This window comes from Pseudalkalibacillus berkeleyi (assembly GCF_021608225.1).
Classification (GTDB): Bacteria; Bacillota; Bacilli; order Bacillales; family Fictibacillaceae; genus Pseudalkalibacillus; species Pseudalkalibacillus berkeleyi.
Genome location: NZ_JAKIJS010000004.1, coordinates 1 through 19,124 on the forward strand (window position 1 = coordinate 1; position 19,124 = coordinate 19,124).

The 19,124-nt window shown below is 41.4% G+C and carries 29 protein-coding genes; 2 read left to right on the forward strand and 27 right to left on the reverse strand.

All coding sequences use genetic code 11. The features are described from left to right. Positions 1–438 precede the first annotated feature (438 nt). Positions 439–663: a hypothetical protein gene (locus tag L2716_RS17075; protein ID WP_236338339.1), complete on the reverse strand. Its 225-nt coding sequence runs from the start codon at positions 661–663 to the stop codon at positions 439–441. Between the two features lie 153 nt (positions 664–816). Here L2716_RS17075 and pdaB point away from each other — a divergent pair, with 153 nt between their 5' ends. Next, a complete protein-coding gene (gene pdaB / locus L2716_RS17080; protein ID WP_236338350.1) occupies positions 817–1,581 on the forward strand; it encodes a polysaccharide deacetylase family sporulation protein PdaB in 765 nt (254 codons plus the stop codon). A 19-nt stretch (positions 1,582–1,600) separates the two neighbouring features. Here the strand turns inward: pdaB and L2716_RS17085 are convergent, their stop codons facing one another. Beyond that, positions 1,601–2,179: a KinB-signaling pathway activation protein gene (locus L2716_RS17085; protein ID WP_236338352.1), complete on the reverse strand. Its 579-nt coding sequence runs from the start codon at positions 2,177–2,179 to the stop codon at positions 1,601–1,603. 146 nt (positions 2,180–2,325) lie between these two features. Between L2716_RS17085 and gerD the strand changes: the two genes are divergently transcribed. After that, on the forward strand, positions 2,326–2,946 hold the full coding sequence (gerD, locus tag L2716_RS17090; protein ID WP_236338354.1) for a spore germination lipoprotein GerD: 621 nt from the start codon (positions 2,326–2,328) through the stop codon (positions 2,944–2,946). Positions 2,947–3,001: 55 nt separating this feature from the next. Here gerD and L2716_RS17095 read toward each other — a convergent pair whose 3' ends face one another. The 25 genes from L2716_RS17095 to rpsH form a co-directional block, all read right to left on the reverse strand. Next, the gene (locus L2716_RS17095) at positions 3,002–4,033 is read right to left on the reverse strand and encodes an Mrp/NBP35 family ATP-binding protein (protein ID WP_236338356.1); all 1,032 of its coding nucleotides are present in this window, start codon (positions 4,031–4,033) and stop codon (positions 3,002–3,004) included. Positions 4,034–4,153: 120 nt separating this feature from the next. Continuing rightward, positions 4,154–4,879, reverse strand: coding sequence for an N-acetylmuramoyl-L-alanine amidase CwlD (cwlD, locus tag L2716_RS17100; protein WP_236338358.1), 726 nt, complete (start codon positions 4,877–4,879; stop codon positions 4,154–4,156). A 68-nt stretch (positions 4,880–4,947) separates the two neighbouring features. Further along, positions 4,948–5,385, reverse strand: coding sequence for a DUF2521 family protein (locus L2716_RS17105; protein ID WP_236338360.1), 438 nt, complete (start codon positions 5,383–5,385; stop codon positions 4,948–4,950). 180 nt (positions 5,386–5,565) lie between these two features. Next, entirely contained in the window at positions 5,566–5,958 is a 393-nt protein-coding gene (rpsI, locus tag L2716_RS17110) for a 30S ribosomal protein S9 (protein ID WP_236338362.1), read from the reverse strand. Positions 5,959–5,977: 19 nt separating this feature from the next. Beyond that, on the reverse strand, positions 5,978–6,433 hold the full coding sequence (gene rplM / locus L2716_RS17115; RefSeq protein WP_408005355.1) for a 50S ribosomal protein L13: 456 nt from the start codon (positions 6,431–6,433) through the stop codon (positions 5,978–5,980). A gap of 152 nt (positions 6,434–6,585) precedes the next feature. Continuing rightward, entirely contained in the window at positions 6,586–7,335 is a 750-nt protein-coding gene (truA, locus tag L2716_RS17120; protein WP_408005354.1) for a tRNA pseudouridine(38-40) synthase TruA, read from the reverse strand. Between the two features lie 12 nt (positions 7,336–7,347). Continuing rightward, the gene (locus L2716_RS17125) at positions 7,348–8,145 is read right to left on the reverse strand and encodes an energy-coupling factor transporter transmembrane component T family protein (RefSeq protein ID WP_236338364.1); all 798 of its coding nucleotides are present in this window, start codon (positions 8,143–8,145) and stop codon (positions 7,348–7,350) included. Next, the gene (locus L2716_RS17130) at positions 8,142–9,008 is read right to left on the reverse strand and encodes an energy-coupling factor ABC transporter ATP-binding protein (protein WP_236338366.1); all 867 of its coding nucleotides are present in this window, start codon (positions 9,006–9,008) and stop codon (positions 8,142–8,144) included. Before L2716_RS17130 ends, L2716_RS17125 begins: the two co-directional genes overlap by 4 nt. Then, on the reverse strand, positions 8,984–9,823 hold the full coding sequence (locus L2716_RS17135; protein ID WP_236338376.1) for an energy-coupling factor ABC transporter ATP-binding protein: 840 nt from the start codon (positions 9,821–9,823) through the stop codon (positions 8,984–8,986). The genes L2716_RS17130 and L2716_RS17135 overlap by 25 nt, the downstream gene beginning before the upstream one ends. Before the next feature lie 805 nt (positions 9,824–10,628). Next, the gene (gene rplQ / locus L2716_RS17140; RefSeq protein WP_236338378.1) at positions 10,629–10,991 is read right to left on the reverse strand and encodes a 50S ribosomal protein L17; all 363 of its coding nucleotides are present in this window, start codon (positions 10,989–10,991) and stop codon (positions 10,629–10,631) included. A 42-nt stretch (positions 10,992–11,033) separates the two neighbouring features. Continuing rightward, positions 11,034–11,978 carry a DNA-directed RNA polymerase subunit alpha gene (locus L2716_RS17145; RefSeq protein WP_236338380.1) on the reverse strand — a complete coding sequence of 315 codons (945 nt, stop codon included), beginning with the start codon at positions 11,976–11,978 and terminating at the stop codon, positions 11,034–11,036. Between the two features lie 180 nt (positions 11,979–12,158). After that, on the reverse strand, positions 12,159–12,554 hold the full coding sequence (rpsK, locus tag L2716_RS17150; protein WP_236338390.1) for a 30S ribosomal protein S11: 396 nt from the start codon (positions 12,552–12,554) through the stop codon (positions 12,159–12,161). Between the two features lie 18 nt (positions 12,555–12,572). Further along, entirely contained in the window at positions 12,573–12,938 is a 366-nt protein-coding gene (gene rpsM / locus L2716_RS17155; RefSeq protein WP_236338392.1) for a 30S ribosomal protein S13, read from the reverse strand. A 21-nt stretch (positions 12,939–12,959) separates the two neighbouring features. Continuing rightward, the gene (gene rpmJ, locus L2716_RS17160) at positions 12,960–13,073 is read right to left on the reverse strand and encodes a 50S ribosomal protein L36 (protein ID WP_003322638.1); all 114 of its coding nucleotides are present in this window, start codon (positions 13,071–13,073) and stop codon (positions 12,960–12,962) included. Between the two features lie 172 nt (positions 13,074–13,245). Further along, positions 13,246–13,464: a translation initiation factor IF-1 gene (gene infA / locus L2716_RS17165; RefSeq protein ID WP_093073147.1), complete on the reverse strand. Its 219-nt coding sequence runs from the start codon at positions 13,462–13,464 to the stop codon at positions 13,246–13,248. Next, positions 13,457–13,777 carry a KOW domain-containing RNA-binding protein gene (locus tag L2716_RS17170; RefSeq protein WP_236338706.1) on the reverse strand — a complete coding sequence of 107 codons (321 nt, stop codon included), beginning with the start codon at positions 13,775–13,777 and terminating at the stop codon, positions 13,457–13,459. The genes infA and L2716_RS17170 overlap by 8 nt, the downstream gene beginning before the upstream one ends. Positions 13,778–13,794: 17 nt before the next feature. Continuing rightward, positions 13,795–14,541 (reverse strand): type I methionyl aminopeptidase, encoded by a 747-nt coding sequence (gene map, locus L2716_RS17175; RefSeq protein WP_236338395.1) that lies wholly within the window; start codon positions 14,539–14,541, stop codon positions 13,795–13,797. Next, positions 14,541–15,191, reverse strand: a complete 651-nt coding sequence (locus L2716_RS17180; RefSeq protein ID WP_236338397.1) for an adenylate kinase — start codon at positions 15,189–15,191, stop codon at positions 14,541–14,543. The genes map and L2716_RS17180 overlap by 1 nt, the downstream gene beginning before the upstream one ends. Positions 15,192–15,260: 69 nt before the next feature. Beyond that, positions 15,261–16,550, reverse strand: a complete 1,290-nt coding sequence (secY, locus tag L2716_RS17185; RefSeq protein WP_236338399.1) for a preprotein translocase subunit SecY — start codon at positions 16,548–16,550, stop codon at positions 15,261–15,263. Then, positions 16,550–16,990 carry a 50S ribosomal protein L15 gene (gene rplO / locus L2716_RS17190; protein ID WP_236338401.1) on the reverse strand — a complete coding sequence of 147 codons (441 nt, stop codon included), beginning with the start codon at positions 16,988–16,990 and terminating at the stop codon, positions 16,550–16,552. Before rplO ends, secY begins: the two co-directional genes overlap by 1 nt. Positions 16,991–17,023: 33 nt before the next feature. Then, entirely contained in the window at positions 17,024–17,212 is a 189-nt protein-coding gene (gene rpmD, locus L2716_RS17195; RefSeq protein WP_236338403.1) for a 50S ribosomal protein L30, read from the reverse strand. Positions 17,213–17,225: 13 nt separating this feature from the next. Continuing rightward, positions 17,226–17,726, reverse strand: a complete 501-nt coding sequence (gene rpsE, locus L2716_RS17200; protein ID WP_236338404.1) for a 30S ribosomal protein S5 — start codon at positions 17,724–17,726, stop codon at positions 17,226–17,228. A 21-nt stretch (positions 17,727–17,747) separates the two neighbouring features. Next, positions 17,748–18,110: a 50S ribosomal protein L18 gene (gene rplR / locus L2716_RS17205; protein WP_236338406.1), complete on the reverse strand. Its 363-nt coding sequence runs from the start codon at positions 18,108–18,110 to the stop codon at positions 17,748–17,750. A 32-nt stretch (positions 18,111–18,142) separates the two neighbouring features. Further along, positions 18,143–18,682 (reverse strand): 50S ribosomal protein L6, encoded by a 540-nt coding sequence (rplF, locus tag L2716_RS17210; RefSeq protein ID WP_236338408.1) that lies wholly within the window; start codon positions 18,680–18,682, stop codon positions 18,143–18,145. Between the two features lie 31 nt (positions 18,683–18,713). Then, positions 18,714–19,112: a 30S ribosomal protein S8 gene (gene rpsH, locus L2716_RS17215; RefSeq protein ID WP_236338417.1), complete on the reverse strand. Its 399-nt coding sequence runs from the start codon at positions 19,110–19,112 to the stop codon at positions 18,714–18,716. Positions 19,113–19,124: the final 12 nt, after the last annotated feature.

Sequence of the window (19,124 nt, forward strand, 5' to 3'; positions counted from 1 at the left end):
GACTTGCTCATAATTTTAAATCGAAATTGATTCAGGGTTCTTTATAAAAAGACCCGTGTTTCACGCTTGGCTTTTGTTCAGTTTTCAAAGAGCTGATTTTCCGATTTCGACTGGTGTCGTTCATCGGTGTTTTTCTTTGTCGTTTTTGGCGACTTAAATAATGTATCATTTCCGCAATTACGATGTCAACAACTTTTTAAAATTAGTTTTAATTAGCTGTTGGCTTGTTTTTGCGGCAACAGAAAATATAATATCAAGATTTCTGTTTACTGTCAAACACTTTTTTATTTCATTTGTCCCCTAAAAGTCGGTGCTCATTTTGCTGAAAGGAGATTGATAATACCTTTAGCGGTGGTATGTGCAAGGCTCCTTTAATAATAGCAGTAAAACGAGCCTCAAGAGAAGAGAAAAGTAAAGCATTCATTACGAAAGTAGCATTTATTTTTGATTCGATATTCTATGCCTCATGTATTTCACACAATCTGCTGGATTCGAAAAGCGCTGAAAGATCTTGAAAACCAATTGATATCTCTCCTCCATTGCGCGCTTGATAATACCTTCTATTCTTTTGTCTTCCATATCGTGAAGTAGTTCTTCTAGTTCCTTTTTCAAAAGGTATTCCATTTCCTTAACTTCTTTATCATTCAAAACAAATCCAAGCATGGAATCCATCCTTCGTGTTTTTTTAATCATTATCCCTACTTTTTCCATTTTCTATTCCATGACAAGATTTCATCACGAATAAGTTGGGCCAAGGTCTATCTTGTCCATATAGACATATACATGTACTAGGTAATATGGACAGGAGGAATCGCGATGAACTTCTTTTGGATCATTAACGGAAAACGAATGAAGCAGTACCTAATCATCTTAATTGCTTCATTCTTTGCGGCACTAATAGCATTTGTAGAATCAAAGAACTTAGAAGTGTTCAAAACAAAGGATGGTGAGCCAAGAGCCATTTATCAAGGCGAAGAGAAAGGGAAAAAGATTGCGCTCACTTTCGATGTCAGCTGGGGGGAAAAACGTATACATGAAATTCTCGATTTATTAGAAAGAGAGAACATAAACGATACAACATTCTTCATTTCAGGTGAATGGGCAGAGCGTCATCCTGATATTGTAGAAAAAATTGTGAAAAACGGGCATGAAATTGGAAGCCTAGGATATCGATACAAAAGTTATACGGAGCTTGAAGATGCTCAAATTAGGAAGGATATCACGAGAGCACAACAAGTCATTGAGGCTTTGACAGGAAAACCCACTCGACTGTTACGTCCACCTAATGGGGCATTCAACAAAACCGTGTTAGAAATTGCGGAGAAATTAAATCATACGATCGTCCAATGGAGCATTGATCCGAATGATTGGAAAAACCCTGGTGCAGATCAAATCACCGAGACCGTCATTTCTGAAGCTAATGGCGGAGATATTGTACTCCTTCACGCTTCCGATTCAGTAAAACAAACGAAGGATGCATTAAAAGATATCCTTGATCAATTAAGAAGTGATCATTATACATTTTCGACTGTAGGAGAATTAATCGCCAACACGGATACGAAGAGAAAAGAAATCAAATAAAAAAAGTTGAGCGGTATGCTCAACTTTTTTTGTGGATTAATCTGTGTAGGATGAGAACTTGCCATGCGTTACATGCTAATAATGGAACAATCGATAGCCAAAGCCATAAACTATCTCCTTGCTTCAATACTGGTATCCATTCAATCGTCGTTACTGCAACCATGAAGAATAAGGTTGGTATGAATGCTCCTTTATTCGTCTCTTTCATTTTGATATATGCGACAACCGCTCCAAAGGCAAGTAGCGCAAACGGAACGAATAATAAATTAAACATAGATAATTCTTCAAATGCGACAAAACGCAAATAGAACAAGTCAAAAACGACAAACGCGAGCACTAGTATTTGTACCCAGCTCCAAAGTTGAACCGATTTGAATATCCCAAGACCAAATCGATGAATCGTTAAATAAGCAAAGTAACCCATTTGGCTAATGATACTGAAAATGAATCCGAATCCCATAAGCCAAGCAATCATGACGAACAGACTAGCCCCACTCTCGATATCCTGCCAACGTAGAAGCATTCCTACAATTACGGAACTAGCTCCTCCAATGATTAATGTTGTAAAAAATAAATAAATCCATTTCTTTATATTCACGTATGATATTCCCCTTTAATTTTGCTCGTCTCGATTGTACCAATCCACTTCAAAAAAAGCTAGTTTCCTTTATTTAGTCCGCATATTTGTCACAACTTTCTCGAACGCTAAAGGTAAGATTTTAATTTTTGAAAGGGGCACTCTAGATGAAAAACTGGATGTTCGTCCTTGTGATTGCCTTCGGACTTATATATATGCAGGGTTGTACACCTGCTGCTGCTGAAGAAAAAGGCAATTATGAAGAAACGAAAAAAATGCTTGTCGATATTTTAAAGACGGATGATGGTAAGAAAGCCATTAAAGAAGTATTAACTGATGAAAAGATCAAGTCAGAACTCGTAATGGACCAACCATTCGTTAAGAAAACCATTGAAGATATATTAACCTCGAAAAAGGGACAAGATTTTTGGAAAGAGCTGATGAAAGACCCGAAAACAGCTGAAGCTCTAGCCAAAAGCATGAAAAAACAAAACGAAGAGTTAATGAAAAAGATGATGGACGATCCAGAATACCGTAAGAAAATGATTGAACTGATGAAAGACCCTGAGCTTGAGAAGGAAGTCATGGATCTGCTAACATCTCAAAAATACAGAGAACAACAGAAGAAAGTCCTGATGGAAACGTTCGAAAGTCCATTAATGAAAGCTCAAATCGCCGATATGATTAAGAAAACCGTACAAGAAGAAATCAAAAGTGGTGACTCCTTGAAGAAAGATTCAAAATCACAAGAAGATTCCGGCGGTGGCGGTCAAGAAGAAGGACAATAATGAAGTGACAATAGAAAAAAGAGGGCGACAAAATTGCCGTCCTCTTTTCTTGTGTTTATTTCTCTACTTTTTCAATCACTTTCTTAGCGATGTCTTGATAAATCTTTCCGATCTTCGAATCAGCAGTATACACAGATGGCGCAAAATCATCATCGCGCATTTCTGGCTGACCTAAAGGAATACGTCCAATCACTTCTGTTTGGAGCTCCTCTGTTAACTTATCCGCTCCACCTTGACCAAAGACGTACTCTTTCTCTCCCGTCTTTTTGCTTTCGAAATAAGCCATGTTTTCAATGACACCTAGAACATCATGATCTGTTTTCAACGCCATTGCCCCTGCACGAGCTGCGACGAACGCAGCGGTTGGATGAGGTGTTGTAACAATGAGCTCTTTACTTTGAGGAAGCATTTTGTGAACATCAAGCGCTACGTCTCCCGTTCCTGGTGGTAGGTCGAGAATCATGTAGTCGATATCGCCCCATTCAATATCGTTGAAGAAGTTGTTTAACATTTTACCGAGCATTGGGCCACGCCATATAACAGGAGCGTTATCTTCTACGAAAAAGGCCATTGAGATGACCTTAACGCCAAATCGTTCTACTGGGAAGATTTGTTCACCTGCGACTTTAGGTCTCTCAGCTATTCCCATCATATCAGGTACACTGAATCCATAAATATCTGCGTCAATAAGTCCAACCTTTTTCCCTTCACGAGCCAAGCTTGTCGCTAGGTTTACAGAGACCGTTGACTTTCCTACGCCACCTTTACCACTCGCAACGGCTATGAAAGTCGTCTTTTTGTCGGATGACTTCGTTTCATCACTTGTTGATTGAGTTTGACCTTCTTCTTGTCGCTGTTCGAATCTTAAGCCAACCGATTCAACTCCTGCACCTTTCAGCGTATTGACGATTTCTTGTTGAAGTTGCATTTGTTCCGGTGAGTTCGCTTGAGTAATTGCGATTTTCAAACTCACATAATTTTCTTTCACTCGAATTTCCTTCACACTGTTCGCTTCAACAATGCTTTTATGTAAAAAAGGTTCTTGTATGGGCTTTAGAATATCTATTACTTGTTCTTCTGTCATCATAACTGCAAACACCGTCCTTTTTAATCGCTTTCATTCCAACCCTAGTATAACATACTGAATTCCAGTATATGAACGTAGCGACTCATATCTGTACTGTGTATAACCAAAAAAACCGCTCCTCTAATCATTAGGAGCTGGTTCATTTGTATAATATCGCATAATTCCTTGATAAATGGATGCCGCAATTTTGGTCTGATAAAGCTTTGTCTTCAACAATTCACGTTCGTTCGGATTGGATAGAAAACCAACCTCAACAAGTGCACCAGGCACTTCAGCTTTCCTAATCATGTAAACGTTATTGATCGGCTTCGCTTTACGTGTTGTATTTTCTAGATTAGACCGGATTTGATCTTGGATAAACTTCGCCATTTTCTCGTTCTCATCAATGGAAGGATTGTAAAAAACCTGAGCCCCATACCATCGAGATGAAGGGATAGCATTTAGGTGTATGCTAATGAACATGTCGGCATTGGATGTGTTTACAATTTCTGTCCGTTTTAGGAGATCCTCTGTTTTTCGATGTCGAATCCTCTGAGTTCCTTCACCAGCAAGATCCTTATCTGTTTCACGCGTCATGATTACTAAAGCACCCGCTTGTTGCAGGTAATCCCTTAGCTTCAATGAGATATCAAGCGCAATTTCTTTCTCTTGAATGTCTCCTTTACCAACTGCACCACCGTCCACACCTCCGTGACCTGCATCAAGGACAATGATTTTCCCAGTTAAGGGTAGGCTCCATGTTGACCAAGAATTGTTCGTAAGAATTTGTTGATTGATGACATATAGTAAAAGTGCAGCACAAAATCCTATTAAGCCCCATAAAAGCCACCGTTTCCACTTCACCATTTCCCCTCCCAGTACCCAATACTGATATATATGTATGGGACAAGTGGAGGAAATATGCCTAACTGTAATTAGTGAAGTCGCATACGGTACCGACGTTGACCTTTTTCAAAGCCTTCACGCCACCACCGTTGTACGTAAGCATCACAACACATATGGAGTGACTCAAGTACTTGGTCTGGTGTATAACTCCAGAATTGCCAGTATTCGAATAACGTATCTGCTAGCCGCTTTTCTGTTGGTGCACTTCGATCTTTGATACTTTCTAGAGATTCCCCGTGATAAGCAAATTTGCTATGCTCTCCGCCGAGCAAAAAGGCTTCAATCGCAATATCGATACACGTGTCTTGGATTTCATCTTGATACAGTAAACTATATTGAAAAAACGGAAAGAATAAACGTTGAAATTCCGTTTTAATTTCATTAAGGGAAAGTTCTCGCAAAAGCTTTCGCTCATAGGTCACACGCTTTTTGTATTGTCTGTCTCTAAAAGTGGTGATTACATTCATTTGTTTCGCCTCCTTTACCATAGTGTTTGACCGTTAAAACGAAACATACCATGGCAACTTTGGTAAAAGACAGTATGTATATGGAGGAGAATTGGAGTAAAGCTAAATGTGAAGATTAAGCAACAAAAAAAGACCCCCAACCAAAAATGGTTGAGAGTCTTGAGTGCGTATAATGAAAAATTAACGCTTTGAGAATTGTGGTGCACGACGAGCGCCTTTAAGTCCGTACTTCTTACGCTCTTTCATACGTGCGTCACGAGTAAGGAATCCAGCACGCTTAAGTGTAGAACGCAATTCTGGATCTACTTCTAGAAGTGCACGAGCAACACCGTGACGGATTGCACCAGCTTGTCCAGTGTATCCACCGCCATCAACGTTAACAAGTACATCGTACTTTCCTTCAGTTTCCGTTTCAACTAACGGTTGTTTTGCGATAACTTTTAAAGTTTCAAGTCCGAAAAATTCTTCTAGGTCACGACCGTTTACGATAAAGCGTCCATCACCAGGTACTAGACGTACACGAGCAACAGAAGACTTACGACGACCAGTTCCGTAATATTGTACTTGAGCCAAGTTAAACCCTCCTTATTATTTATCCGCGTAGTTCGTATTGTTCAGGATTTTGTGCTTGATGTGGATGTTCGTTTCCAGCATACACATGAAGCTTCTTAATCATCTTACGACCAAGGCTGTTCTTTGGAAGCATTCCTTTAACAGCTAGTTCTAGCATTTTTTCAGGACGCGTGTCACGCATTTCCTGTGCAGTTCTCGTTCTAAGTCCACCTGGGTGTCCAGTGTGACGGTGGTATAGCTTGTCAGACATTTTCTTCCCAGTCAATTCGATCTTGCTAGCGTTCAAAATAATTACGTTATCACCAGTGTCAACATGTGGTGTGAATGTTGGCTTGTGTTTACCGCGTAGGATAGATGCTACTTCAGTTGAAAGACGACCAAGTGTTTTACCTGCAGCGTCTACCACATACCATTTACGTTCTACTTCTTTAGGCTTTGCCATATAAGTACGCAATTTATTTCCCTCCTGTTTCATTCTTTTACAAATCAATCTATTTTGATTTACGATTCGTGTTTTCAGTTCGACGATTCCTTCAATCCGGGGCTTGTGGATTTCAGAAATACCAAAGAATATCTTATAATAAATAGACAACGATGTCAAGTGTGTCCATTTCAATTTCTTTGAGTTTATTCTTCTTTTTCATAACTAACTTCCCATAGATATAATCCGTGTCCAGGTGCAGTTTTTCCAGTGACATCTCTGTCTTTAGCCAGAAGCATGTCTGGTATGTCTTCAGGACTTCGTCGTCCATTACCAATCTCAAGTAAAGTACCAACAATAATCCTTACCATATTGTAAAGAAAGCCGGTCCCTTTAATGGAAAAAATCAGCTCTTCTCCCGATTCTGATATATCCAACTTGTAAATCGTTCTCGTCTTATCTACTACTTCCGTTCTTGCTGAACAAAAAGAAGTGAAATCATGTTCTCCGATTAAATAGTTTGCCGCTCGTCTCATCTGATCGATATCGAGTGCAAAAGGGTAATGAAAGGTGAAATTTCTTCTGAACACATCCTCTTCATCAGCTCTCAACACTCTATATTGATATTCTTTGGCAGAAACATCATAGCGAGCATGGAAACTAGAAGCGACTTCATCGATAGAGAGCAGGCGAATATCATCTGGTAATAAGGTATTCAAAGCTCGTTTCCAGCCATCGGGTGCAATTGAAAGAGGGGTATCAAAATGAAAGACCTGTCCTACCGCATGAACGCCAGTATCCGTCCTTCCAGAAGCAATTACTTTTACAAATTCACCCTTATGCATGCGCTGCAGTACCTTTTCCAAATTTCCTTGAACAGTACGTTGATCCGGTTGAACTTGATACCCAGAAAAGTTCGTACCATCGTAACTGATGATTCCGCTCATCCGTTTCAATACACTCACCCTTTAAGATCTTAATAGAAACAAAACAACAATCAATAGACCGACACTTACGAGGCAAAGTGTATCAATTCCTCGCCATTGAAGTAAACGAAGTTTGGTTCGTCCTTCTCCACCACGATAACCTCTCGCTTCCATTGCAAATGCAAGATCTTCAGCTCGTTTGAATGCGCTGACGAACAGTGGGACCAGGAGTGGGATAAAGGCCTTTACTCTTTCTTTAATCGGGCCGCTTGAGAACTCAGCCCCTCTTGCGGATTGTGCCTTCATAATCTTCTCTGTTTCTTGCAAAAGTGTTGGAATGAAACGTAAGGAGATCGACATCATTAAAGCGAATTCGTGAACAGGAAACTTTACCTTCTTTAAAGGCGCTAGAACACTTTCAATTCCATCGGTAATATCTATCGGTGTAGTCGTCAAGGTTAATAATGAAGTTAATATAATGAGAAATAAGAGCCTTAAAGCGATGAAAACTCCTTGAATAACGCCACCTTCGTGAATTTTCGTAAATCCGAGATCAAACAGTACCGGCCCTTCTTTCGTCATGAACAAGTGTAAAATCATCGTAAATAGGATAATCCAGAGAATCGGTTTCAAACCTTTAATCATAAACGATACAGGCACTCGAGAAAGTAATGCTGTTCCTATTGTGAAAATACCTAGTACACCGTAACTGACCCAATTGTTAGCCAGGAAAACGATAATCACGTAGATAAAGACCGCAATCAATTTGGCACGAGGATCCATCCTATGAATAGGGGACTGTCCTGGAACATACTGCCCAATAATAATATTATCCATCATTTCGATGACCCCACTTTCATTATGCGGTCAACGAGGTCTACCGCTTCCTCAATTGTGTATCCAGCTTCAAGTGTAGTACCGAATTGATCTTGAACCGCCTGAATGAATTTTGTTGATTCTGGAATATCCAAGCCGGCTTCACGAATCTTGTCCTCTTGCTCGAATATCTCCTTCGGACTTCCTTCCATAAATAAGGTGCCATTTGCCATAACGAAGATCTTGTCAGCATATCGAGCAGCGTCTTCCATACTGTGTGTAACAAGAATAATGGTAATGTTCTTTTCCTTCTGCAAAGAAATAAATAGTTCCATCATCTCGCGTTGACCACTAGGATCTAAACCAGCTGTTGGCTCATCTAAAATTAATACTTCAGGATTCATCGCTAACACACCTGCGATTGCAACTCGACGCATTTGACCTCCGCTCAGCTCAAAAGGTGAGCGTTCCAAATACTCGTCGTTTAAACCTACAAGCCGAAGCGTTTCCTTTGCTCTATTCTTTGCTGTTTTCTCATCCACACCAAAGTTAAGTGGTCCGAAGCAAATATCCTTTTCAATCGTTTCTTCAAAGAGTTGATGCTCTGGATATTGGAACACCATACCAACACGTTTACGAACTTCTTTTAGTTGTTTTGCTTTCTCATTCGCCCTAATCGTCTTACTCCCTATATGAACAGCCCCTGAGGTCGGTTTCAATAAACCGTTCAAATGTTGAATGAGAGTTGATTTTCCTGAGCCAGTGTGTCCGATAATTGCATAGAAACTTCCCGCTGGTACATTTATGGAGACATCATAAAGAGCTCGATGTTCTTTCGGTGTGCCTTCGCTATATATATGTGCTACTTGTTCTGTTGATAGTTCCATAACGCATCCACCAATTCTGTTTTTGTTAACGTCGGGTTCGAAAGTTGAATCCCTTTCTCGGTTAACATTTCTTGTACTTTCATCGAGAACGGTAGCTCAAGTCCAGCCTCTAATAACAAAGCTGTATTTTGAAAGACCTTTCGCGGTTCACCTTCAGCAACCATTTCACCTTGGTTCATCACAATCATTCGATCAGATTGAATCGCCTCTTCTAAGTCATGTGTAATCGAAAGAACTGTAATGCCGTCTTTCTCATTTAGCTCACGAATCGTATTGTGTACTTCTTTTCGACCTATTGGATCGAGCATACTTGTTGCCTCGTCAAGGATGATGACAGATGGTTTCTGTGCAAGTACGCCAGCGATTGCAACTCGTTGCTTTTGACCACCCGATAGTTGATGAGGTTCTTTGTCTTCAAATCCTGTCATTTGTACCTTCACAAGCGCTTCTTCTATTCTTCTGATCATTTCTTCTCGTGGAACACCATTGTTTTCGAGACCGAATGCAACATCATCCCGGACGGTTGTCCCGACAAACTGGTTATCGGGATTCTGAAATACCATACCGACTTGCTGTCTAATTTCCCAAAGATGTTCTTCTTGATCTGTTCTTCTTTCTCCTACGGTTATCGTTCCTTCATCAGGAACGAGCAGACCGTTTAGAAGTTTAGCTAATGTGGATTTACCAGATCCATTATGGCCCACAATAGATAGCCACTCCCCGCTTGGTATCGTGATATTCACATTTTTTACTCGGTATGGACCGTCTGTTTCATAACGAAAAGAAACATCCCGGACGGTGATCAAATCTTTCATTTCTGAATCCTCCTCTAAGCCCGTCACGAACACGCGCACTCAACTCGACTCTTGCTGAAATTCTCATAACACTTTGTTGCTACCTGCATTGAAATACACTTCGCTCTCCACAGACTAGCACAGGACGTGGTGGCTCTAAATCCAAGATCATTTATGCAGCTCAATTTGGCCACTGTTCCCGTAGGAGTCTTGGTGTATTTCAGTAAGGTTTAAAAAGCATTCATCACTTAAAACATCCTATCGACATCCAGTTTTTAATCAAACCCCTTGATTTTAAACGAAATTCACGACACTCCTCGAAAATGAAATTCGCATTTTCTTCGTGCGATGTAACGCTGCCGAAGCTTTCCTTGTCCTGCGGGAATAGCGAGCCAGGCCCATTAATGGATCTTCGACTAATTTCCACCACGTCCTGTGGTGAACGTCGAAGTCAGCACATCCTGTGCAAGTGCGGAAAGGGAGTGAATTTCGAAGAAATCAAAGGTGCATCAGTTGGCCACATAGATGTGATGTCTAGCTACAGCTCCCAGTCACTTGGATCACTTCAGACTTCCTGCGGCGGCCACAGCCTCCTCGTCAGTCTTCCAGTGACCTTCGTGACTAACGGGTCGCTTCCGCTTTTCTAAAAGAAAATAAGGCATTCACCATGCCTCTGCAAGGGAATGCCGACCGGAATGGAACCTTTGTCGCTTTTAACGTTTGTCTGGCTCTATTTCTAGGTACGAAAAAAAGGGCATAGAAGCAGTATCTTTAAACGATTCTGTCCCGCCCTTTTCGTCGATGTTATTGCACATGAAATTGTTAATTAAACAAGTTCAATAATGACCATTGGTGCACCATCGCCGCGGCGAGGACCAATCTTTTGAATACGAGTATAACCACCTTGGCGTTCTTCATAACGAGAAGCGATGTCTGTAAACAGCTTCTGAATAGCGCTTTCTCCAGACTCTTCGTTAGCTACCTCATTACGTACGAATGTAGCAGCTTGACGGCGAGCATGAAGGTCACCACGTTTGCCAAGTGTAATCATCTTTTCAACGACAGAACGAAGCTCTTTTGCTTTCGCTTCAGTAGTTTCGATGCGCTCGTTGATGATGAGATCTGTTGCTAGATCACGGAGTAAAGCTTTTCGTGCTGATGATACACGACCTAACTTTTGATAAGCCATGAGAGGTCCCTCCTTCTTTTCTTATTCTATATCTCTACGTTCTTATTCTTCGTTACGTAAACCAAGTCCAAGTTCTTCTAACTTCTCCTGGACTTCTTCTAATGACTTCTTACCAAGGTTCCGAACTTTCATCATGTCTTCTTCAGACTTTTGAGTAAGCTCTTGAACCGTGTTGATGCCAGCGCGTTTCAGACAGTTGTAAGAACGTACGGAAAGATCGAGTTCTTCGATCGTCATTTCGAGTACTTTCTCTTTCTGGTCTTCTTCTTTTTCAACCATGATTTCTGCCTTTTGTGCTTGATCTGTCAATCCTACGAATATATTTAAATGTTCCGTAACGATCTTAGCTCCAAGCGAAACAGCTTCTTCAGGTCGAATGCTACCATCTGTCCAAACATCGAGGGTTAGTTTGTCATAGTTTGTAACTTGGCCGATACGTGTGTTTTCAACCTGATAGTTCACACGGGAAACAGGTGTAAAGATCGAGTCAATCGGAATAACACCAATTGCTTGCTCTTCGGATTTGTTTCCTTCTGCAGGAACATAACCTCTACCGCGTACAGCAGTGATCTTCATTTGAAGATGTGCATCTTTCGACAATGTAGCGATATGAAGATCTGGATTTAACACTTCTACGTCACTGTCGTGTGTTATATCTGCAGCAGTTACAACACCCGGTCCTTGAACATCAATTTCAAGCGTCTTTTCTTCTTCAGAGTAAATTTTCAACGCTAACTTCTTAAGGCTAAGAATGACAGTCGTTACATCTTCTACGACACCATCAATCGTTGAAAATTCATGTAGCACACCGTTAATTTGAACGGATGTTGCTGCAGCTCCTGGAAGGGAAGACAACAGTATACGACGTAAGGAGTTACCTAATGTAATCCCGTATCCACGCTCAAGAGGTTCAACAACAAATTTCCCATACGTTGCATCGTCACTGAGCTCAACCGTTTCAATTCTTGGCTTTTCGATTTCAATCATTCAACAAACCCTCCTTCAAAACGTCGAACCTCGGCTAGACCCCGTCGTCTAACCGAAAGTCCCTTAATAGGTAGTTCCCGATTAGTAACCTATTAGTATGCAATGATCAATTATTGTTCATACATAACCATTATAGACAGGTTTCCAAATTGTAATACTTAAGGAATGTAACCTTAACGATTATACGCGACGACGTTTTGGTGGACGGCATCCATTATGAGGAACAGGTGTTGTGTCACGGATCGCTGTTACTTCAAGACCTACTGCTTGAAGTGCACGAATAGCCGCTTCACGTCCAGCACCAGGACCTTTAACTGTAACTTCGAGGGTTTTCATACCGTGTTCTTGTGCAGTTTTTCCTGCTGTTTCGGCTGCCATTTGCGCAGCAAATGGAGTGGATTTACGAGATCCTCTAAATCCAAGGTTGCCGGAAGAAGCCCAAGAAACTGCATTCCCGTGAGTATCAGTGATCGTAACGATCGTGTTGTTAAAAGTGGAACGGATATGAGCGATTCCACTCTCTATATTCTTTTTCACTTTTTTCTTACGAGTATTCGTTTTACGTGGTTTAGCCATGTGAGTATACCTCCTTTACTATTTCTTCTTATTCGCTACTGTACGACGTGGGCCTTTACGTGTACGTGAGTTGTTTTTCGTGTGTTGTCCGCGAACTGGAAGACCACGACGGTGACGGATACCACGGTAGCTTCCGATCTCGATTAGACGCTTGATGTTAAGGGAAACTTCACGACGAAGATCTCCTTCAACTTTAAAGCGGTCAACGATATCACGGATTTTTGTCAATTCTTCTTCTGTAAGATCTCTTACTCGTGTCTCTTCAGAAACACCAGCTTCAGCAAGAATATCTTGAGCAGTAGACTTTCCGATTCCAAATACATACGTTAGTGAAATCACAACTCGCTTGTCACGAGGGATATCGATTCCTGCAATACGTGCCATTTAAGAATGCACCTCCTGTTCTTAACCTTGTTTTTGTTTATGCTTCGGGTTTTCGCAAATTACCATTACGGTTCCTTTACGACGAATAACTTTACATTTTTCGCAGATTGGTTTGACTGATGGTCTTACCTTCATCCTAAATACCTCCTTATGCCACGGACTTGCACAAAAATGTGCTGACTTCGACGACAATAATCGAAAATCCTTTTGAGCGAGGCACTTCAATTCGCTTAACCGTTTCACTCACTTCAGTTTAGGCTAATTCATACACCTTCAAACAAGCGCTAGGCATAGACTATAAATTATCTTACTTGTAACGATACGTGATTCTACCACGTGAGAGATCGTACGGAGATAATTCTACAGTTACTTTATCACCTGGCAGAATGCGAATATAATGCATACGAATCTTACCAGAAACGTGAGCTAAGATTTTGTGACCATTTTCAAGCTCCACTCTAAACATAGCGTTTGGAAGGGGCTCAATTACGGTACCTTCAACCTCGATTACATCTTCTTTAGCCATCGATTTGTTCTCCCTTCTCAAGCGTTATTGCTTGATCATTCAAGAATTTCGACACGGCGAAACGCAATTTACCGTTTGTTACACGTCCTGTTTCATCGATGCTTCGCTTAACTTCGGGCGAAATATATTGAAACAGCTCAAGATGATTGATGTTCTTCTTTTTAGCTCGGTCATATTTTCGTTTATCACCGTCAGCAATGAGGACAAATTTCTCGTCCACGATTCCCACAATTACATTGATTTGACCAGCGTCCCGCCCCCGCAAAATATGAACGTATTGTCCAATTTGCGGTGCCGGCTCGGATTCACTCACCATTTATCACCTTCACCTTAGGCTTTTGTTAAGATTTCGTAACCATCTTCAAGTATGGCAATGGTATGCTCGAAATGTGCACAGGTCTTACCATCTTGCGTAACGACAGTCCAATTATCTGCTAATGTACGAACATATCGTGATCCTGCATTTACCATTGGTTCAATAGCAAGAACCATGCCTGGCTTCAACCTCGGTCCTTTTCCTGGCGGTCCAAAATGCGGGATTTGCGGATCCTCGTGTAAATTTTGTCCGACACCGTGGCCGACGTATTCACGTACTACCGAAAAGCTCTCTGCTTCAACATACGATTGAATTGCATGGGAGATATTCGTGAGTCTTTCCCCAGGCTTTGCTTCTGCAAGACCTTTATACAACGATTGTTCGGTTACCTCTAAAAGATGTTGGTTCTCATCGGAGATTTCTCCGACACCGTAAGTCCAAGCTGAATCCCCATGATACCCGTTATATTTCGCACCGATATCTATGGAAATGATGTCTCCATCTTTCAGCACTTTCTTACCAGGAATACCGTGTACAAGTTCTTCGTTAACCGATGCACATATGCTTCCTGTAAAACCATTATAGCCTTTAAAAGAAGGAATTGCATTGTGGCTACGAATAAACTCTTCTGCAATTGCATCAAGTTCTTTTGTTGTCACGCCTGGTTTAATGTGCTTCTGGAGTTCCTTATGAGTCAGAGCAACAATTCTTCCAGCTTCACGCATGATTTCAATCTCACGCGGTGTTTTAGAAATAATCATTACTTTAACCCTCCAAGAAGTCGATCGATATCTTTAAAGACGTCATCGATATCTCGGTTTCCGTCTATATTACGGAGATAGCCTTTCTGCTCAAAAAACTTCAACAGTGGCTTCGATTGTTCGATATTTACTTCAAGTCTAGTTTTGACTGTTTCTTCGTTATCATCTTCGCGCTGATAAAGTTCCCCACCGCATTTATTACAAACGCCTTCTTCAGAAGGTGGATTGAAAATCACATGATAAGTCGCACCACATTGTTTGCAAATTCTACGGCCAGTCAATCGTTCCATCAACTGTTCCTTATCCACATTGATGTTCAGAACATAGTCGATTGAACGTTCGCTTTTGGAAAGGATACTCTCAAGCGCTTCAGCCTGTGCAACTGTCCGAGGAAACCCATCAAGTAAGAACCCTTTATCGCAATCACTTTTGTTTAATCGTTCATCAACGATCCCAATCGTGACCTCGTCAGGTACTAAGTTTCCAGCATCCATAAAGGATTTGGCTTTGATACCTAATTCGGTTCCTTCTTTAATAGCAGCTCGGAACATGTCACCTGTTGAGATATGGGGGATACCATATTTATCAACGATCTTGGCAGCCTGGGTTCCCTTTCCGGCACCTGGCAGACCCATGAGTACTAGATTCATCTAATCCCTCCATACGGTCACAAACGTACATTTTCAAGAGAAGGGAATACGTTTGATTCCCAGTTCTCTTTACTTAATGAAGCCTTTATAATGACGTTTAATTAATTGGCTTTCAATTTGTTTCATAGAATCAAGTGCTACACCAACCACAATCAGTAGGCTTGTTCCGCCAATTTGAAGCGACTGTGGTAGTCCTGCGAACTTGATAAAGAATATTGGCAGGATTGAAACAAGTGCCAAGAAGATTGCGCCAACGAATGTCAAGCGATAAAGGATTCGCACGATATACGTTTCCGTATTCTTACCTGGACGGATCCCTGGAATGTATCCACCTTGTTTCTTCAAGTTCTCTGCCATTTGCTCAGGGTTAACCTGAACGAATGTATAGAAATACGTGAATCCGATGATTAAGGCCGAGTAAACGATCATACCCACCGGCGTTGTATAATCAAAAGTTTCTGTGATAAATCGAGTCACTGCATTCTCACTGAAGAATCCCGCTATAGTTGGCGGTGCAATAATCAAAGAGATTGCAAAGATGACTGGAATTACCCCTGCAGCGTTTACCTTAATTGGAAGATGAGTTTGTTGTCCTCCAACAGGCTTGTTGTTTACAACACGCTTTGCATATTGAATAGGTATCTTGCGTAAACCTTGTTGGATGAAGATAACAAACACAGTGACAACAATGACTGCCAACACGATCAGTAGGCTTTTCACGATACCAATGAACATTGTCTGTTCTGCACCCTCAAATTGAGTAGCGTAGAATTGGTTCACTGCTCCCGGAACGGCAGCAACGATACCAGCAAAGATCAAAATAGAAATACCGTTTCCTACACCATGTGCTGTGATTTGTTCTCCTAACCACATCAAGAACGCAGTACCTGCAGTTAGAATCAAAGCAATTAATAGGTACGTCCCGATATTCGGGTTTGGAATAAGTCCTGGAAACAAGTTATTGAATCCGATTGACATACCGATTGCTTGGATAAATCCTAGCACAATCGTACCATATCGTGTGAATTGAGCAAGCTTACGCCGCCCTACTTCACCTTGCTTAGACCACTCGGTAAATTTCGGCACAACATCCATCTGTAACAACTGTACAATGATTGATGCTGTGATATATGGCATGATCCCCATTGCAAAAATGGAATAGTTTTGCAAGGCTCCGCCACCAAACGTATTCAGAAATCCAAATACGTTCATTTGATTTTGAAAATCAAGTACTGTTTTGTCTACATTCGGGACTGGAATAAACGTTCCAAGTCGAAAGATGACAAGCATTGCTAGTGTAAATAACACTTTATTTCTTATATCACTCACGCGCATAATGTTGGAGATTGTACGGAACATTACAACACCTCAGTATTTCCGCCAGCAGCTTCAATTGCTTCCTTAGCAGAAGCAGAGAATTTATGAGCTTTGACAGTCAACTTCGTTTCTATCTTACCGTTTCCTAGGATCTTAACTCCGTTTCTCAACTTGCTAATTACGCCAGTTTCAAGAAGAAGTTCAGGAGTAACTTCTGTTCCTTCTTCAAAACGGTTTAACGTTTCTAGGTTCACAACCGCGTACTCAACGCGAGTAGGGTTTGTGAATCCACGTTTCGGTAAACGACGTGCTAGTGGGTTTTGTCCACCTTCGAACCCTGGTCTTACTCCACCGCCTGAGCGTGAGTTTTGACCTTTAGTTCCACGTCCACTTGTTTTACCGTTTCCAGAACCAATTCCACGTCCAACGCGGTTGCGTTCACGACGAGAACCTTCAGATGGTTTTAGTTCATGAAGTTTCATTATCGGCACCTCCTCATGATTTGTATCGTCTTATTAAGCATTAGTTTCTTTAACTGTTACAAGGTGAGACACTTTGTTCACCATACCACGAATTGCTTCGTTGTCTTCGTGTACGACTGTTTGGTGCATCTTGCGCAACCCAAGTGTCTTAACTGTAACACGTTGCTTTTCCGGACGACCAATTAAACTACGAGTGAGGGTGACTTCTAATTTCTTAGCCATTCAAAATCCCTCCTTAACCTAATAGATCTTCAACTGATTTGCCGCGTAATTTCGCAACATCTTCAGCTTTTTTAAGATTTTTTAGTCCATTGATAGTTGCACGGACCATGTTAATTGGGTTGTTAGATCCTAGTGATTTAGATAGGATGTCACCAACTCCAGCCAACTCTAGTACCGCACGTACAGGTCCTCCAGCGATGACTCCTGTACCTTCAGATGCAGGCTTCAACAATACGTTACCTGCTCCGAATCGGCCATTGATTTGGTGAGGAAGCGTTGTACCAACGATAGGTACTGTTACTAAGTTCTTCTTAGCGTCCTCAATTGCCTTACGGATTGCTTCTGGTACTTCTTGTGCTTTACCAGTACCGAAACCAACATGCCCGTTCTTATCTCCTACTACGACAACCGCAGCAAAGCGAAAGCGACGTCCACCTTTAACAACCTTTGCAACGCGGTTAACGGTAACAACACGTTCTTCAAGTTCTAGTTTGTTTGGATCGATTCCACGCATGATTGAGATTCCCTCCTTCTATTAAAATTGTAATCCTGCTTCACGAGCTGCGTCAGCTAATGCTTGAACGCGTCCGTGATAGATATATCCTCCACGGTCGAATACAACTTCTTTGTGCCCAGCTTCTACTGCGCGCTTAGCAATTGCTTCGCCGACTTTTTTAGCAGCTTCAACATTTCCGCCGTTACCAACTTCTACATCTTTATCAAGTGTAGAGGCAGACGCTAACGTTACTCCGTTTTCATCGTCAATCAACTGAGCATAGATGTGCTTTGATGAACGGAATACGTTCAAGCGAGGACGTTCTGCTGTTCCGAAGATTGTACGACGTACGCGAGCATGTCGCTTCTTACGCGAAACATTTTTGTCTTGCTTTGTAATCATCCTACGCCACTCCTTTCCGTAATCTTACGTTACTATTTACCAGTCTTACCTTCCTTACGACGAACATATTCTCCTTCGTAACGAATACCTTTCCCTTTATACGGTTCAGGAAGACGAACAGAGCGAATATTCGCTGCAACAGCACCAACACGTTCTTTATCGATACCTTTTACGATTACTTTCGTATTCGCAGGTACTTCGATTTCAATTCCTTCTTCAGGAACGATTTCTACAGGGTGAGAGTAACCAACATTCAAGACAAGCTTGTTACCCGTTTTGTTAGCACGGTAACCAACCCCAACAAGTTCAAGGGATTTCTCATACCCGTTTGAAACACCGTGGATCATGTTGTCGATTAGACTTACTGTAGTACCGTGTAGAGATTTGTGCTCTTTGTGATCGCTAGGGCGCTCAACAGTGATTTCATTCTCTACAATATTGATTTTCATATCAGGACTGAAAGAGCGAGTTAGTTCACCTTTAGATCCTTTAACAGTTACGACGTTCTTGTCATTCTTTTCGACTGTTACGCCGCTTGGAATTTGTAAACGTCTGTTACCTATACGAGACATTCAGTTGCACCTCCATTCTTTCTATCTTAAATTACCAAACGTATGCTAAGACTTCTCCGCCAACCTGTTGGTTACGAGCGTCTTTGTCTGTCATAATTCCTTTAGATGTTGATACTAGAGCGATTCCTAGCCCACCAAGTACTCGTGGTACTTCATATGCTTTCGCGTAGACACGTAAACCAGGTTTACTGATTCTCTTAAGGCCAGTAATAACACGCTCGTTGCTTGACCCGTACTTCAAGAAAATACGAATAACACCTTGCTTACTATCTTCGATATATTCAACGTCACGGATGAAACCTTCACTCTTCAGGATTTCTGCAATTTGCTTCTTTAGCTTGGATGCAGGAACCTCCAATTTATCGTGACCTACTGTGTTCGCATTACGAATGCGAGTTAACATATCTGCAATTGGATCTGTCATGACCATTACTAATTACCT